The sequence below is a fragment of the Streptomyces sp. NBRC 109706 genome, from assembly GCF_000974485.1.
Lineage (GTDB): Bacteria > Actinomycetota > Actinomycetes > Streptomycetales > Streptomycetaceae > Streptomyces.
The window spans coordinates 502,336-515,819 of record NZ_BBOM01000007.1; the positions used below are offsets into that span (position 1 = coordinate 502,336).

Below are 13,484 nucleotides of genomic sequence, written 5' to 3' on the forward strand. Positions count from 1 at the left end.
GGCCGTTCTGTCCACCCGTTGCGGGTCACCGCAACCTCCTGTCGCCACGCGGCGGTTCGTCCGTGAGATCCAGCACATGAACATCGATGGTGCGCACATCCAGGCCAAGTTCCTCGTCCGCCGCCACGCCCAGTCGGCGGCGGATCGCCTCGGCCAACGCGGGCACCGACCAGGCCAGCGAGGCCACCACCTCGATCCGCACCGCGACCGGCCCACGCGGCGGCCCGTCGCCCACCGGCGTCCGGCTGATCGGGGCGATCCGACAGCTCCCGGCCCGCACCCCGTCCAACTCCTCGACGGCGGAACGGAACACCCGGGAGACCGCCGCCTCCACGATCCAGGCGTCCTCGTTGGGCTCGCCCAGCGGCAACGTCCGGCCCGGGCGCAGTTCGAGGCGGACGATCTCCATCACCCGGGCGGTCACCCGCGACGCCAGCCCCGGCGGCTCCGGCGTCCGTTCCTCCACCGCGCGGCTCCGCGCCACCAACTCGCCCAGGGCGCGCAGTTCGGCCAGCGCGGCGCCGCAGTAGGGGCAGCCCACCACATGCGGGTCCCGGGCGGCGCGGCCCTCGTCCCATGCCTCCCACAGCTCGATCAGGGACCGCCCGCAGGCCAACAGTTCCTCGTCATCGGCGGGCACGGCATCCGGCCAGAGACCGGCCTCATGCAGCGCCGCCTCCCGGCCGTCGCGGCCGTTCTGGCTGTCGCGGCGGCCCTGGCCGTGTTGGCCGTCCTGGCCGTCCTCGCCGTCGCGGCGGCGTCGCGGCGGGTCGCCGTCCTCCTCGTCCCAGGCGCCGTCTCCGTCTAGCGCCATGCTTCCATCGCCTCCATCAGGTAGCGCCTGGCTCTGAAGAGCCGGCCCCGGACGGCTTGTCGAGTGATGCCGACCGCATCGGCTATCTCGTCATAGGACAGCCCGTGGAACTCCCGCAGCACCCAACAGGCACGCTGCTCGGGCGACAGCCCGCTCAGCGCCTCACGCAGCGCCCGCACAGCCGCGAGGTTCTCCACCGTGCGTTCCGGGGATGCCTGCGCGGCCGGTGCGGCCGGCTCGGGAACGGCCTCCAGCGGGGCGACCGGCCGACGGGAACGCAACAGATTGAGACAGCGGTTGGTGACGATCCGATACATCCAACTGCGGAACGCCGCGTCCCCACGGAACTCGGGCAGCCGCCGCCACGCGCTGACCAGCGCGTCCTGCACGGCGTCCTCGGCCTCCTCCTGGCCGCCCAACAACTGCCCGGCCAGCCGCAGCAACGGCGGCCCATGCCGCCGCACCAACACCTCGAACGCGGCCTCGTCGCCCTCACCGGCGCGCACCGCCAACAGTGCGTCATCGGCCTCAACCGTCACCCATGGCTCCTTTGTGGTCCACGATGACCCTTACCGTCTCCCAGTCGTCTGTTCAGTCGTCTTCGGTGGTCATTGCTCGTCCTCCATGCTGCCTGACGCCGCCGGACCTCTTCCCGTCCCGGCTTTACCCATCGCCTCCCGGGGCGCACCATGTCCACAGCGCCTGACCAAAGCCCCTTGGCCAGGCTCCTTGGCCAGACTCCTTGGCCGAAAGACAACGGGATTCCGGATCATGCGTGACGTTTCCGGTACTCCGGTGTCCTACCAGGTGTCAGCGCGACCGCGCCTGGTCGCGGGCCAACGCAACGAAAGGCAGGCCATGGCAACCAAGACAGCCTCCCACAGCGCCACCGACCGCACGGAGGATCGGCCTGGAGGGAAGAGCGGGGCGGGAAAGAGCGGGGAGGCGCAGAGCGAGGCGGGCCGTCTCCCCCAACAGGGCGCCGGGCGCGAGAGCGAGACCACCGTCAGCGAGGGCTCGTCCGGTGCGCAGGAGCCGGCCGAGACGCGGGGCCGCACCTCGATCGCCGGCGGGGTCGTGGAGAAGATCGCCGGAATGGCGGCCCGCGAGGTGCCCGGCGTGCACGCCCTCGGCGGCACCCTCTCGCGCACCCTGGGCGCCGTCCGCGACCGGGTTCCGGGCGGCCGGGCCCAGGTCAGCCGTGGTGTCAAGGTGGAGGTCGGCCAACGGCAGACCGCCATCGACCTCGATGTCATGGTGGAGTACGGCGTGCCGATCGCCGATCTCGCCCGCGAGGTGCGAGAGAACGTGATCGTGGCCGTTGAACGCATGACCGGCCTTGAGGTGATCGAAGTCAACATCGCGATCGTTGATGTCCGACTGCCGGACGACGACCTTCACGACGACGAGCCTCGGGTGCAGTGACAACGGGCCTGTGGGAACCGATGCGGAGTGGTGCGGACCGGTAAGGGGCAAGGATGCACAGCTGGGATGAGCACGGTGGCCGCTTGAGCGGGCACGGCGACGGCGGCCTGGGCGGGCGTGCCGGGCCGGGCGGGGGGCGTGGCGCCCCGGGTCACGGTGATCATGGCGGCGGCGGTCATGGCGGTGGTGGTCACGGCGGTGGTGGTCACGGCGTTTGTCCCGGCGGCGACGCGGCGCACCGCTCCGCCGACGGCAGCGGCGGACCGCACCAGGACCACTGGTCGCAACGCCGCCTCCCCGCGCTGATCGTGGTGTCCGCCGGGCTCGCGATCTGGCTGGTCCAGATGGTCCAGGCGGCCGGCAGGTGACCGAGGCACGCACCCCGGACCGGCCGGACGCCGATCCGCACGACCGGGACGGCGCCGATCCGCGTGACCGGGCGGACGCCGATCCGCGTGACCGGCCGGACGCCGATCCGCACGACCGGGACGGCGCGCGGGGCGGGAGCCGCCGTTGGTGGCTGGCGCTCCGCCGCACCCCGGTCTCGCTCTGGCGGGACGATATCGACCACTGGGCGGCCGCTCTCACCTACTACTCGGTGCTGGCGATCTTTCCCACGCTCTTTGTCGCGCTCTCACTGCTCAACTTCGCTCATCCAGCGGCAGGACCCGAACTGATCGGACATGTCAGCGCGCTGGTTCCGGCCAACTCTCGGGAGGACGTCTACAACGCCCTGACCGATGTGGCCGAACCGGGTTCGGGCGTCTGGCTGTTGACGGTGATCGGCGCGGCCAGCGCGGTGCTCGCGGCGTACAACTATCTGAGCATCTTCCGCCGGGTCCTGCACGCGATGCACGGCGTCGCCGACCGGCGCCCCCCGCTGCGGGCGATCCCGCGCACCACGCTGACCGCCCTCGGGCTGCTGGGCCTGCTGGTGGCCAGCGCGGCCGCACTGATCCTGACCAGCGGCGCGGTCCGGGCCATCGGCCGGATACTGGGCATGGGCGAGGGCGGCACCACGGCGTGGACGGTCCTCAAATGGCCACTGCTGGTGGTCCTGGTGGCGACCCTGGTGCTGATGCTCTTCCTCACCGGCCCCGACCGGGCCAGACCGCCGTACCGGGGACTGCCCGGCGGCGCGCTGGCGGTGTTCCTGTGGCTGGTTGCCTCGGCTGGCTTCGCGCTCTACGCCTCGCAGGTCACCACCTACAACCGGCTCTATGGCTCGCTGGCCGGCATCGTGGTCTTCCTGGTCTGGCTCTGGGTGTCGAACCTGGCGCTGCTCTCGGGCGCCCAGTTCAACGCGGAACTGGCCAAGGTGACCCGGCGACCGCGTTCCGCCGCTTCCCTGGAAGCGGCGGGCGGCGCGTCGGAGGCGGGGGAGCCGTCGGAGGCGCCGGGCGGGCCACCGTCGCCATCACCGTCACCGTCGCCGTCGCCGTCGCCGTCGCCGTCGCCGGAAGGAGCGAAACGAAACGGTTTCGTATCCGAGGCGGCGCCCCCGACCAGCGGCACCGAACCGAGCGAACCGGAACGAAACGGTTTCGTACCGACCGGGCCGCCGGCGGTGGGCCAGCCCCCGAACGGGGAAGCCGAACGAAACGGTTTCGTATCGCAGTTGCCGGAGGCCGGCGGAGCGTCGGAGATGGGCAGTCCGCCCTCGGACGAACCGGAACGAAACGGTTTCGTACCCGGAACGCCGCCCCCGGCCAACGACACCGAGCCAGATGGACCGGAACGAAACCGTTTCGTACCCAAGGCGCCGCCGGCCAACGGCAGCCCGGCCAGCGGCAGCCCGGCGGATGGCAACCCGTCCCAGGGGCAGGCGCCGCCGTCGGCCTCCGGTGGGGCCGGAGCCGGGGCCGGGGAGGCCGGGCCCGGTGGCGGCGACGGGGCGATACGCTTCCCGCCCCCGCCGGCGTTCCCGCCGCTGCCGTTACACCCCCCGGCGCCGCCCCGCCCTTCCGTCCCTCCCCCGCCTGTGACCCCGCCGGCCACCGGGCCCACGGCCGGGTCCTCGCCTCAACCGGCCGGCGTCGCCTCCCGGTCGGCGTCGATCCCGGCACCGGCCTCCGCACCCGCGCCCGCGCCCGCATCCGTCAACGAGGGGTAGTCGGTGTAGCCCTCGGCCCCCCGGGTGTAAAGCCGCTCGGTGTCGATCGCGTTCAGTTCGGCACCGGCGGCGAAGCGGGCCGGCAGGTCCGGGTTGGCCAGGAACGCGCGCCCGTAGGAGACCAGGTCGGCCCGGCCGGCGGCCAGCAGCCGGTCGCCCTGTTCCCTGGTGGTGGCCGGCCCGTTCTCCCCCACGTTGGCGATCAGCGTGCCGGACCAGCGCGGGCCCAGGTCGTCGAGGGCCGGATAGCGGTCGTTGTCGGTCAGATGCAGATAGGCGAGGCCGATCTCCCGCAGTTCGTCGACCAGCAGCCGGTAGACCGGCGCCGGGTCGGCCTCCACCATTCCGAACTGCGGGTTTCCCGGCGAGATGCGCAGCGCGACGCGGTCGCCGCCCACCGCGTCCGCCACCGCGCGGACCACCCGCAGCGGGAACCGCGTCCGGTTCTTCGGGGAGCCGCCATAGGCCCCGGTGCGCAGATTGGTGTTGTCGGCGAGGAACTGGTGCAGCAGATAGCTGTTGGCGCCGTGGAGTTCGATCCCGTCGAATCCGGCGGGGCCGACGGCGAGTCGGGCCGAGTTGACATAGTCGGCGACCGCGATGTCGAGATCGTCCTCCGTCATCTCCCGTGGCACCGGCGCGAGTTCCCGTTCGCCGCCGCGCAGGGTGACACGTTCCGGCGCGGCGACGGCGGAGGGGCCGGCCGGTGGTGAGCCGTCGATCCGTCCCCCTGGGTGGCCGAGCCGTCCGCCGTGCATCAGTTGGGCGAAGATCCGGCCGCCGGCCGCGTGCACCTCGTCGGTGACGCGGCGCCAGGCGGCGGCGTGGGCCGGGGTCTCCAGGCCGGGGATGCGCCATCCGCTCTGTCCACGGACGCTGGGCCAGAGCCCCTCGGTGATGATCAGTCCGGCGCTGGCGCGCTGCCGGTAGTAGGTGGCGACGATCGGGGTCGGCTCGCCGTCCTCCGTTCCCCGGTAGCGGGTCATCGGGGCCATGACCAGCCGGTTCGGGAGGGTCAGCGGGCCAAGGGAATACGGGGTGAAAAGCGTGGTGTTGGTCATGCCGGAACGGTAGGAGGTGACACCGGTGTCAGATTCAACCCCAACCCCGCCGCCGGCCACACCAGGCAGGACCACACCCGACGAGGCCACACCCGACAAGACCACGGCCGACAAGACCACGGTCGACGAGGTCCCGCCCGACGGCGGGGAGCGCGTCGAACCCCGGCTCACCATCGGGGCGTTGGCGCGTCATACCGGGGTGAGCGAGCGCTCGCTGCGCTACTACGAACAGCAGGGTCTGTTGACGGCCGAACGTTCCCCCGGTGGGCATCGGCGCTATCCGGAGCGCGCGGTGCATCGGGTCATCCGCATCCAGGAGCTGTTCGCCGCCGGGATGTGCAGTTCGAAGATCGAGCAGGTGCTGCCCTGCCTCAGGGACGAGGACGGGGGTCCGTCCGGCCGGGCTACGCCGCTGCTGATGTCGGACCTGACCGAGCACCGGGCCCGACTCGACCGGCTGATCGCCGAGTTGGAGACCAGTCGGGAGGTTCTTGACCAGGTGATCGAGGCGGCGACCGGCGCGGAGTAACGGCCGGTTGGCAGACGGCCGGTTGCTGAACGGGACGCCGGTCGGTCAGCGCAGGATGGCGGCCAGCAGGTCGGTGCCCAGCGCCGTCAGATCGGGGACGTTGAGGGTGTAGCGGACATAACGCCCGTCCCGTCGGGTCGTGAGCAGTCCCGATCGGCGCAGGACGGCGAGATGGCGGGACACCTCGGGGGGTGTGAGTTCCCAGGCGTGGGCCAGTTCGCCGGTGGTGTGCGGGCCACGGGCGAGGGTGCGCAGCAGTCGCAGCCGCAACGGGTGGGCGAGGGCGTCCAGCCGGAGGGTGACGGTGTCCAGCGGTACCGGTGGGGACGGGTCCGGTTCCGCCACGGGGTACTGCACCACGGGCTGCCATCCGGGGGCGTGGACCACCACCAGATGGGGGCGGCCGAAGACGCTGGGGACAAAGGTGACCCCGGAGCCCTGGGCGGTGGTCGCCTTGTCCTGGAGCTTGTCGACGACGATATGGTCGCCGTCGGGCGCCAGGGTGATCGCGCCCGAGACGGAGGCGAGTGCGGGGCCGAGGCCCTGCCGCCGCAACAGGTCGTTCTTGAGGCGCAGATCGGTGGCGAGCCGCAGGGCGATGTCCGCCCAGGCCGCGTCGAAGAAGGCCACGGCGCACTGTTCGAGGGTCCCGCGCACCCGCGCCCGTACGCCGGTCGGGTCGGTGAGCAGCCGTTCCGCGAAGGCTTCCTGGCGTGGGCCCCGGGCCTGGGCGAGTTCCAGGGCGCGTTCTCGCGTGGGCGCGTCGGTGAGCGGCGAGGGTGCGGTGAAGTGGCCCCGGCCGCCGCCGCAGGTGGTGACGAGCGCGGCGGTCACATAGGTCTCGTCGTCGATCCGGTCGACGTCGTCCAGTTCCTCGGCGAGGGTCGGCCGGGGGTGGGCGGGGAGCAGGAAGTCGGCCTGGGAGGAGCGCCAGAGGAATTCCGCCTCCCTCAGTCTTTCGGCCAGTTCGGGCGGCAGTTCGGCCCAGATGTCCGCGGCCAGGCCGGCGTGCCGTGGGTGGTGGCCCGGTTCGGCCAGCATGTGCAGCATGGCGGTCAGTTCGGCCAGCGGGGAGGCGGCGAACCGTAGTCGTTCGGACGGCAGGCCGCCGATGTCGATCCTCAGCGTCACGCGCTCATCATCACCGATCGGGCGGTCGGCTTCCGGGTCGGTTGACGGGGTCCGTCAACCGAGGGCGTCGGTCCGGCGGGGTGGTCGCACCGTGGTTGCCATGGCGTTCCTCACCACGTTCACGTTCCGTGCCCTCGTTCGGGCCTCCGGGGGGCCGCGCTATGCGGTGGCCCTGGCCGTCGATGCGCTCGGTACCGGTCTGCTGCGGCCGTTTCTGCTGCTCTACGGCGTGCTGGTGCTTGATCTGCCGGCGTCGGCCACGGGTTTCGCCATGACGGCGGGCATCGTGATGGGGCTGCTGTGCGTGCCGGCGGTGGGCTGGTGGTTGGATCGGGGCGCGCGCAGTGCGGTGGTGGCGGCGTCGATGCTGGTGCGGGTGGTGGGGGTGGTGGTGCTGCTGGCCACGCCGACGGGCAACAGCTGGCTGTTCGCGGCGGCGGCGCTGCTGCTGGGCATCGGCAACCAGGCGTGGCCGGCGGCCCATGCGGCGCTGGTGGCGACGGTCGCCCATGGCCGGGAACGGGACGCGGCGCTCGCCGGGGGTCGTGCGCTGCGTAACGCGGGCATGGGGGTGGGCGCGTTGCTCGCCATGGTGTGTCTGGCGGGTGGTGGCACGGCGCTGCGGGTGCTGGCTGCCGTCACCGGTGTTGCCTGTCTGGTCGCGGCGGTGCTGACCTGGTCGGTCCGGCTGCGGGTGCGGCCGGCCACGCCCTCGGCCGAGGGTGGGGACGAGGGGCCGGCGCCGCGGCTGCGGGGGCTGTTGGCGGCCAATGTGATCTACGCCTTCTGTCTTCAGGTGCCCGAGATCGCGCTGCCGTTGGTTCTGGTGACGCGGTTGGACGCGTCACCGATGTGGTCGGCGGCGATCTTCGTGGCCAACACGGTGTTGGTGGTCGCCCTGCAGGTTCCGGTCACCGTGGCGTTGTCCCGTTACTCGCGGCGGAGCGTGCTGGCCTTCGGCGGGGTGGTGCTCACCGTGTCCTATCTGGGTTTTCTCGCGGCGACCTCGTTGGGTCCTGGCTGGGGTCCGCCGGCCGTCGCGCTGGTTTCGGTGCTGTGCACGCTCGGGGAGATCGTCTATGCCGGTACCGCCACCGCGTTGGTCACGGTCCTCGCCCCGGCGCGGGCGCTGGGGCGGACGCTCGCCCGTTTCGAGCTGTCGACGGGTTTCGGGCTGGCGGTCTCGCCGATGGTGTTCACCGCGCTGGCGCCGCACGGTTCGGCGGCGCTGTGGGGCGGCCTCGCCGGCGCGACGCTGCTCGCCTCGGGCACGGTCGCGGCGGAACGGGATCGGGCGACGCCGAAGGCGGAGGCCCCGGCGCCGCGTTGACCCTCTGCCGGCGCCGCGTTGACCCCCCTGCGCCGGGGTCGGGGCGGAACCTAGGGTGTCGGCCATGGAGTCAACTGCCGAGGAAGAGTATTCCCCCTGGCCTCGACGTACGCGGCTGGCGCTGATCACGGCGGGGGTGGCGGCGCTGATATCGCTGCTCGCGCTGCCCGCCCACACCTGGCCGACCAGCGGCCCGCACAGCACCGGCCCCGACACCCCGTCGGTCAGTTGCGATTCTGTGCTGTTCGGCGGCCCGTCGGGCTCGCTGGGCAACGCCTGGGACCGGCAGTCGAGCCGGATCAGCGGCGAGGAACAGGGAAAGGTCAACGCCGCCTGCGACGCCCAGCGGACGAAGCGGGTCGGCTGGTCGGTGGTGCTGGCCATCCCCGTGGTGCTGTTGATCGTGCGGCTGCCGCCCGTGCCGCCGGGTCGACGGTGGCGGACCGAAGGATGGAACCTCAACGGGCCGGGCCCCGGCGGCACGCACTACCACCACCACTGACGGCGCGCGGCGCGGTCAGCCCGCGCGGTGTCGGAGCGCGCCCTGGACGCCGAGCCTGGGGCTGCTGAGGACGGGCACGCTCAGATCGGTCAGGAGGTCCTGGGCCGGGGCCATGGACGCCTGGGCCAGCACCACCACGTCGACGTCCGCCGCGAGTCGGCGGGCGTGGGCGGCGACTTCGCGGGCGTAGCCGTCGGTGTCGCCGGCGGTGAACAGTTCCCAGGCGCCGAGGCAGGGCGCCGGCACCAGTTCGACCTCGCGGTCGGCGGCCCGGGCGCAGTCGTCGAGGAGTTGGCTGGTGGGGTCGATGGTGGAGGCGGTGGCCGCGATGATCGCGATCCGGCGGCCGGCGCGGACCGCCGCCTCGGCCATCGGGCGGTCCACGCGGAGCACCGGCACGGGCAGCGGGCCGCCGGCCTGGGCGCCGTACTCCTCGGCGAGGCCGGCGATGGTGGAGCAGGTGCAGACGATCACCCGGGCGCCGTGCTGGACGAGTTGGTCCAGGTCCCGGCGGACCTCGGCGTGGGTCACCTCGTCGATGCCGTGTTCCCTGGCTCGTTCCAGATGTCGTTCGGTGATCAGATGTTCGGCGGGCGTTCCCGGTGCCAGTTCGTCCAGCAGGCCCTGGAACGAGGCCCGATGCACCGCCGCGGTATGCAGAAATCCGATCATGTGTGCAGTTTAGGCATGGATCGGCCCGGTTCGCTGAGGGCCCGGTTCGCTGAGGGCCCGGTTCGCTGGGAGTCCGGTTCGCTGGGGGGCCGGTCACCGCCCGCGGCGGGCGGTGTGGGAGCGCGGCCGCCCAACCGGGCTGAGCGCGCGGGCGATTGTCAGTGGTCGCCCTTACTGTGACGGCATGTCCTCAGCACTGTCCCTGAAGAAGGTCACTCCGGAGAACGTCAGGGCTGCCTGCGCCCTGCGGGTACGCCCCGAGCAGGAGAAGGTGGTGGCGCCGGTCGTCATGTCGTTGGCCGAGGCGTACGCGTCGCCGCAGACGGCCTGGCCCCGGTTGATCTTCGACGGTTCGGAGTTGGTGGGCTTTGTCATGGGCGGCTTCGATCCGGACTGTCCGGTGGATGCGTTCCGGTGCGGCATCTGGCGGCTCAACATAGCCGCCGAGGCGCAGGGCAGGGGGTATGGCCGGTTCGCGGTCGAGGCGGTCTGCGCGGAGGCCCGCCGGCGGGGGCAGCGGCGGGTGACGGTCATGTGGCTGCCCCATGAGCACGGCCCCGAGGAGTTCTATCTCCGGGTCGGTTTCCGGCCCACGGGGGAGACGCTGGAAGGGCAGGTGGTCGGCGAGCTGTTGTTGTCCTGACGGTTCTGGTGGTTCTGGTGGCCGGTCGGCCGGTCAGCCGGTCAGGGCCTGGGTGATCTGGTGGGTGGTGGCGCGGGCCACGTCGGGGCGGGTGGCGGCGTAGCTGTGGTGGGCGTTGAGTCCGGTGGTCAGGGCCCAGGCGCGGCCCCTGGTCCACGTGGCGTCGTCGAGCCCCAGGGCCTCGCGGAAGAGGGGCCTGGTCTCGGGGGTGAGCAGTGTCCAGGCGATCACCAGGTCGCAGGCCGGGTCGCCCAGGCCGCCGAAGTCGATCACGGCGCTGATCTCGCCGTCGCGCATGAGCAGGTTGCCGACATGGAAGTCGCCGTGGAACCACACGGGCGGACGGTCCCAGGCCGGGGCGTGCAGCCCGGAGTCCCAGAGGGCGGTGAGCGCTTCCGCGGGGAAGGTGTCCTTCAGGGCCTCGATATGGGTGCGGGTCGCCTGGTCGCGCTCCGGAAGGCCGGCATGGCGCACGTCCAGGCCCAGGTCCTGGCCGGCGGGCCCGGGGGCGAGGGTGTGGGCGGGCGGCAGGGTGTGCAGCGCGGTGAGGAAGTCGGCCAGCCGGCGGGCCGTTCGGGCCGGATCGGTCAGCGCCTCGGGGATGGCCTGGGTGCCGTCCAGCCAGCGGGCGACGGACCAGTGCCAGGGGTAGCCGTGGTCGGGGCGGCCGACGAACAGCGGCTCGGGGACGGGGAGTGGCAGCCGGGGGGCGAGCAGCGGCAGCCAGCGGGCCTCCTTCTCCGCCTGCCCGGCGGCCCAGTCCCCTCGGGGGAGCCGCACCGACAGGGTCTCGCCGAGGCGGTAGATCACATGGTCGGATCCGCCGGGGGTCAGTCGCCGCAGCGGCAGTGCGGCCCCGTTCGGATACTGGTCGGCCAACAGCCGTCGGACGAGTTCCTTGTCGATCTCGGGCGTGACGGGGCCGGAGAACGCAGTGGGTGCTGCGAGTGATGCGGGTGCTGTGCCGGACAAGGGTGATCGGTTTCCTCGCCATGGGAGTTGACGCGACAAGCGGCCCATCCAACAACCGGCACACGGCCGTTGTCGAATGGGATTACGCGAAGGCGAAATCGGCTCGACAGCGCCCTGGTGACCTGGTCGGATGGTGCGGCTCGGCGGCGGGACGATCCGCCGTGTGCCCCTGCCGCGCGCCGATGGCGCTCCGCCGCCGGGGCGACCACCGAGCGTGGCGACCACCGAGCGTGGCGACCAGGAACGACCGTTCCCCGTCACCGTCGAGAAGCCCGCAGGACCGGCCAGAGAAGGTATCCATGTGCGCCGTGAAGATGCACGCCGATGAGCCCGATATCGACACGTCGCTGGTCAGCCGGCTGATCGCGGCACGGTTTCCCCGGTGGGACGGGCTGCCCGTCACCCCGGTGCCGTCCTCCGGCACGGACAACGCGATGTTCCGGCTGGGCGGGGCGCTGGTGGTGCGGTTGCCGCGCACGTCGGGGGCGGCGGATGCGGTGGAGACCGAGGAGCGCTGGCCGACGCGGCTCGCCAGCCATCTGCCGGTGCCGATCCCCGTCCCCCTGGAGGTGGGCGAGCCGGCGGAGGGCTATCCCTGGCGCTGGTCGGTGCACCGCTGGCTGCCGGGCGTCAACCCGGTGGCGGGCGAGGTCGTCGCTCCGCTGCATCTCGCGGAGGATCTGGCCGAGTTCGTCAACGCGCTGCGCGCCGTCGACCCCGGCGAGGGCCCTCGCGCCAGCCGTGGGAAGCCGCTGTCCGGCCGGGACAAACCGACCAGGGACGCGTTGGCCCAACTCGCCGCACTGGCCCCGGAGGACGAGCCGCTGGACCTGGATGCCATCACCCGAATCTGGGACGAGGCGCTGACGCTGCCCCCGTACGAGGGCGGCGACCAGTGGCTGCACGGGGATCTCTCGCCGGGCAATGTGCTGGTCGGTCCGGACGGCCGGCTGAACGCGGTGATCGACTTCGGCATCGTCGGCATCGGTGACCCCAGCGTGGAACAGATCGTGGCGTGGAACCTGTTGCCCGCCGAGGCCCGGCCGACGTTCCGTTCGCTGCTGGGCTCGGACGAGGTGACCTGGGCGCGCGGCCGGGCATGGGCGCTGTCCATCTCGCTGATCCAGCTTCCCTACTACCGGATCACCAACCCGGCGCTGGCCGCCAACTCCCGCCATGTGATCCGCGAGATCCTGGCCGACGCCGCCCTCGGGGCGTGACCCCACCGGCTGCCGGCTCGGGCGTCAGGCGTCGCCGGCGCAGCGGAAGCCCCGGTCCCCCGTGGTGCTCTCCGGGTAGTCGTGGTCGCGGGCCGCCACCCGGTAGCCGTCGCAGTAGGACCGGTGGCACAGATACGAACCCCCGCGCGTCACCCGGTCCTTGCCGGTTGGCCGGTCCCCTGGGCCGGGGCGGGCGGCGCCCGGCTGGTCGGTCCCCCACCGGTCGGCGCACCACTCCCAGACGTTTCCGGCCATGTTGAACAGGCCGAACCCGTTGGGTTCGAACGCGGTGACGGGCGCCGTGCCGGCGTAGCCGTCCTCGGCGGTGTCGCCGGTCGGGAACGGGCCCTGCCAGATGTTGCAGCGGTGTTCGCCGCCCGGCGTCAGCTCGTCGCCCCACGGGTAACGCGCCTGCTCCAGGCCGCCGCGCGCCGCGTACTCCCACTCCGCCTCGGTCGGCAGTCGGACGCCCGCCCAACGGCAGTACGCCTGCGCGTCGTTGAAGGAGACATGCACCACCGGGTGGTCGCCGCGTTCCGCCACGCCGCTGCCCGGGCCCTCCGGCGCGCGCCAGTACGCGCCCGCCACCGCGCACCACCAGGGCGCGCGCTCCGGCCTGGGCGCCCCCTTGCGCGACTCCGCCGGCAGCAGCCCGACGAACACCAGCGACCAGCCGAACCGTTCCGCCTCCGTCAGATAGCCGGTCGCGTCGACAAACGCGGCGAACCGGTCGTTGCTCACCGCGTGCGCGTCGATCCGGAACGGTCGAAGGGTGACCCGCCGCACCGGCCCCTCCCCGTCGGCGGGCAACGCGTCGGCGTCCTCCGTTCCCATCAGGAACGCGCCCCCGTCCAGCCGCACCATCCCGGCGGTGCTCCCCCGCCCGGCTCCGGCCGCGCCGAGAGCCACGACGACCTCGCCCGCGCGGCGCCCCCCGGGCGAAGGCGAACGACAGTCGCCGCCCTCGGCCGCACCACCACCGCTCATGTTCCCTCAACTCCCCGGCCGAAGCGCCAGAACAGCCCGTGGCAGGGCCGACGGACCAGGCCATGTTAGAGCCCGCTCCACCCCC

The 13,484-nt window shown here is 72.6% G+C and carries 15 protein-coding genes; 8 read left to right on the forward strand and 7 right to left on the reverse strand.

The features are described 5' to 3' along the window. Nucleotides 1-25: 25 nt before the first annotated feature. Both AOM46_RS16475 and AOM46_RS16480 read right to left on the reverse strand, forming a co-directional pair. Nucleotides 26-814 carry a hypothetical protein gene (locus AOM46_RS16475; protein WP_067226283.1) on the reverse strand — a complete coding sequence of 263 codons (789 nt, stop codon included), beginning with the start codon at nucleotides 812-814 and terminating at the stop codon, nucleotides 26-28. Next, nucleotides 805-1,353 carry an RNA polymerase sigma factor gene (locus tag AOM46_RS16480; protein WP_062212040.1) on the reverse strand — a complete coding sequence of 183 codons (549 nt, stop codon included), beginning with the start codon at nucleotides 1,351-1,353 and terminating at the stop codon, nucleotides 805-807. Before AOM46_RS16480 ends, AOM46_RS16475 begins: the two co-directional genes overlap by 10 nt. Nucleotides 1,354-1,672: 319 nt before the next feature. On the opposite strand from AOM46_RS16480, the gene AOM46_RS16485 reads away from it, so the two are divergent. The 3 genes from AOM46_RS16485 to AOM46_RS32020 all read left to right on the forward strand — a co-directional run bounded on the left by AOM46_RS16485 (nucleotide 1,673) and on the right by AOM46_RS32020 (nucleotide 4,352). Further along, nucleotides 1,673-2,239 carry an Asp23/Gls24 family envelope stress response protein gene (locus tag AOM46_RS16485; protein ID WP_062212043.1) on the forward strand — a complete coding sequence of 189 codons (567 nt, stop codon included), beginning with the start codon at nucleotides 1,673-1,675 and terminating at the stop codon, nucleotides 2,237-2,239. Nucleotides 2,240-2,322: 83 nt separating this feature from the next. Next, the gene (locus tag AOM46_RS33210) at nucleotides 2,323-2,607 is read left to right on the forward strand and encodes a hypothetical protein (RefSeq protein WP_199823981.1); all 285 of its coding nucleotides are present in this window, start codon (nucleotides 2,323-2,325) and stop codon (nucleotides 2,605-2,607) included. Next, nucleotides 2,604-4,352 carry a YihY/virulence factor BrkB family protein gene (locus tag AOM46_RS32020; RefSeq protein WP_062212048.1) on the forward strand — a complete coding sequence of 583 codons (1,749 nt, stop codon included), beginning with the start codon at nucleotides 2,604-2,606 and terminating at the stop codon, nucleotides 4,350-4,352. The genes AOM46_RS33210 and AOM46_RS32020 overlap by 4 nt, the downstream gene beginning before the upstream one ends. Here the strand turns inward: AOM46_RS32020 and AOM46_RS16500 are convergent. Then, complete coding sequence (locus AOM46_RS16500) at nucleotides 4,262-5,413, reverse strand: alkene reductase (RefSeq protein WP_062212051.1); 1,152 nt, start codon at nucleotides 5,411-5,413, stop codon at nucleotides 4,262-4,264. The genes AOM46_RS32020 and AOM46_RS16500 overlap by 91 nt on opposite strands. A 172-nt stretch (nucleotides 5,414-5,585) precedes the next feature. Between AOM46_RS16500 and AOM46_RS16505 the strand changes: the two genes are divergently transcribed. Then, the gene (locus AOM46_RS16505) at nucleotides 5,586-5,942 is read left to right on the forward strand and encodes a MerR family transcriptional regulator (protein ID WP_062212757.1); all 357 of its coding nucleotides are present in this window, start codon (nucleotides 5,586-5,588) and stop codon (nucleotides 5,940-5,942) included. A gap of 45 nt (nucleotides 5,943-5,987) precedes the next feature. Here the strand turns inward: AOM46_RS16505 and AOM46_RS16510 are convergent, their stop codons facing one another. Then, nucleotides 5,988-7,073: a helix-turn-helix domain-containing protein gene (locus AOM46_RS16510; protein ID WP_062212054.1), complete on the reverse strand. Its 1,086-nt coding sequence runs from the start codon at nucleotides 7,071-7,073 to the stop codon at nucleotides 5,988-5,990. Nucleotides 7,074-7,173: 100 nt separating this feature from the next. Between AOM46_RS16510 and AOM46_RS16515 the strand changes: the two genes are divergently transcribed. Continuing rightward, nucleotides 7,174-8,403, forward strand: coding sequence for an MFS transporter (locus AOM46_RS16515; protein WP_062212057.1), 1,230 nt, complete (start codon nucleotides 7,174-7,176; stop codon nucleotides 8,401-8,403). Between the two features lie 64 nt (nucleotides 8,404-8,467). Further along, on the forward strand, nucleotides 8,468-8,905 hold the full coding sequence (locus AOM46_RS16520) for a hypothetical protein (RefSeq protein ID WP_158920446.1): 438 nt from the start codon (nucleotides 8,468-8,470) through the stop codon (nucleotides 8,903-8,905). Nucleotides 8,906-8,920: 15 nt separating this feature from the next. On the opposite strand, the gene AOM46_RS16525 is transcribed toward AOM46_RS16520, so the two are convergent. After that, a complete protein-coding gene (locus AOM46_RS16525) occupies nucleotides 8,921-9,577 on the reverse strand; it encodes an aspartate/glutamate racemase family protein (protein WP_062212063.1) in 657 nt (218 codons plus the stop codon). 184 nt (nucleotides 9,578-9,761) lie between these two features. On the opposite strand from AOM46_RS16525, the gene AOM46_RS16530 reads away from it, so the two are divergent. Then, nucleotides 9,762-10,220 (forward strand): N-acetyltransferase, encoded by a 459-nt coding sequence (locus AOM46_RS16530; RefSeq protein WP_062212065.1) that lies wholly within the window; start codon nucleotides 9,762-9,764, stop codon nucleotides 10,218-10,220. 33 nt (nucleotides 10,221-10,253) lie between these two features. Here the strand turns inward: AOM46_RS16530 and AOM46_RS16535 are convergent, their stop codons facing one another. Then, complete coding sequence (locus AOM46_RS16535; RefSeq protein ID WP_078856926.1) at nucleotides 10,254-11,240, reverse strand: aminoglycoside phosphotransferase family protein; 987 nt, start codon at nucleotides 11,238-11,240, stop codon at nucleotides 10,254-10,256. A 251-nt stretch (nucleotides 11,241-11,491) separates the two neighbouring features. Here AOM46_RS16535 and AOM46_RS16540 point away from each other — a divergent pair, with 251 nt between their 5' ends. Then, nucleotides 11,492-12,412 (forward strand): aminoglycoside phosphotransferase family protein, encoded by a 921-nt coding sequence (locus AOM46_RS16540; protein WP_062212067.1) that lies wholly within the window; start codon nucleotides 11,492-11,494, stop codon nucleotides 12,410-12,412. A gap of 24 nt (nucleotides 12,413-12,436) precedes the next feature. Here the strand turns inward: AOM46_RS16540 and AOM46_RS16545 are convergent, their stop codons facing one another. Next, on the reverse strand, nucleotides 12,437-13,399 hold the full coding sequence (locus tag AOM46_RS16545; protein WP_078856881.1) for a formylglycine-generating enzyme family protein: 963 nt from the start codon (nucleotides 13,397-13,399) through the stop codon (nucleotides 12,437-12,439). Between the last annotated feature and the right edge of the window lie 85 nt (nucleotides 13,400-13,484).

Bases quoted from the DNA above. Each gene is read 5' to 3' on its own strand.
- AOM46_RS16525 (WP_062212063.1), bottom strand. From the start codon at position 9,577: ATGATCGGATTTCTGCATACCGCGGCGGTGCATCGGGCCTCGTTCCAG.
- AOM46_RS16545 (WP_078856881.1), bottom strand. From the start codon at position 13,399: ATGAGCGGTGGTGGTGCGGCCGAGGGCGGCGACTGTCGTTCGCCTTCG.
- AOM46_RS16500 (WP_062212051.1), bottom strand. From the start codon at position 5,413: ATGACCAACACCACGCTTTTCACCCCGTATTCCCTTGGCCCGCTGACC.
- AOM46_RS16535 (WP_078856926.1), bottom strand. From the start codon at position 11,240: ATGGGCCGCTTGTCGCGTCAACTCCCATGGCGAGGAAACCGATCACCC.
- AOM46_RS16475 (WP_067226283.1), bottom strand. From the start codon at position 814: ATGGCGCTAGACGGAGACGGCGCCTGGGACGAGGAGGACGGCGACCCG.
- AOM46_RS16530 (WP_062212065.1), top strand. From the start codon at position 9,762: ATGTCCTCAGCACTGTCCCTGAAGAAGGTCACTCCGGAGAACGTCAGG.
- AOM46_RS16515 (WP_062212057.1), top strand. From the start codon at position 7,174: ATGGCGTTCCTCACCACGTTCACGTTCCGTGCCCTCGTTCGGGCCTCC.
- AOM46_RS16540 (WP_062212067.1), top strand. From the start codon at position 11,492: ATGTGCGCCGTGAAGATGCACGCCGATGAGCCCGATATCGACACGTCG.
- AOM46_RS16520 (WP_158920446.1), top strand. From the start codon at position 8,468: ATGGAGTCAACTGCCGAGGAAGAGTATTCCCCCTGGCCTCGACGTACG.
- AOM46_RS16485 (WP_062212043.1), top strand. From the start codon at position 1,673: ATGGCAACCAAGACAGCCTCCCACAGCGCCACCGACCGCACGGAGGAT.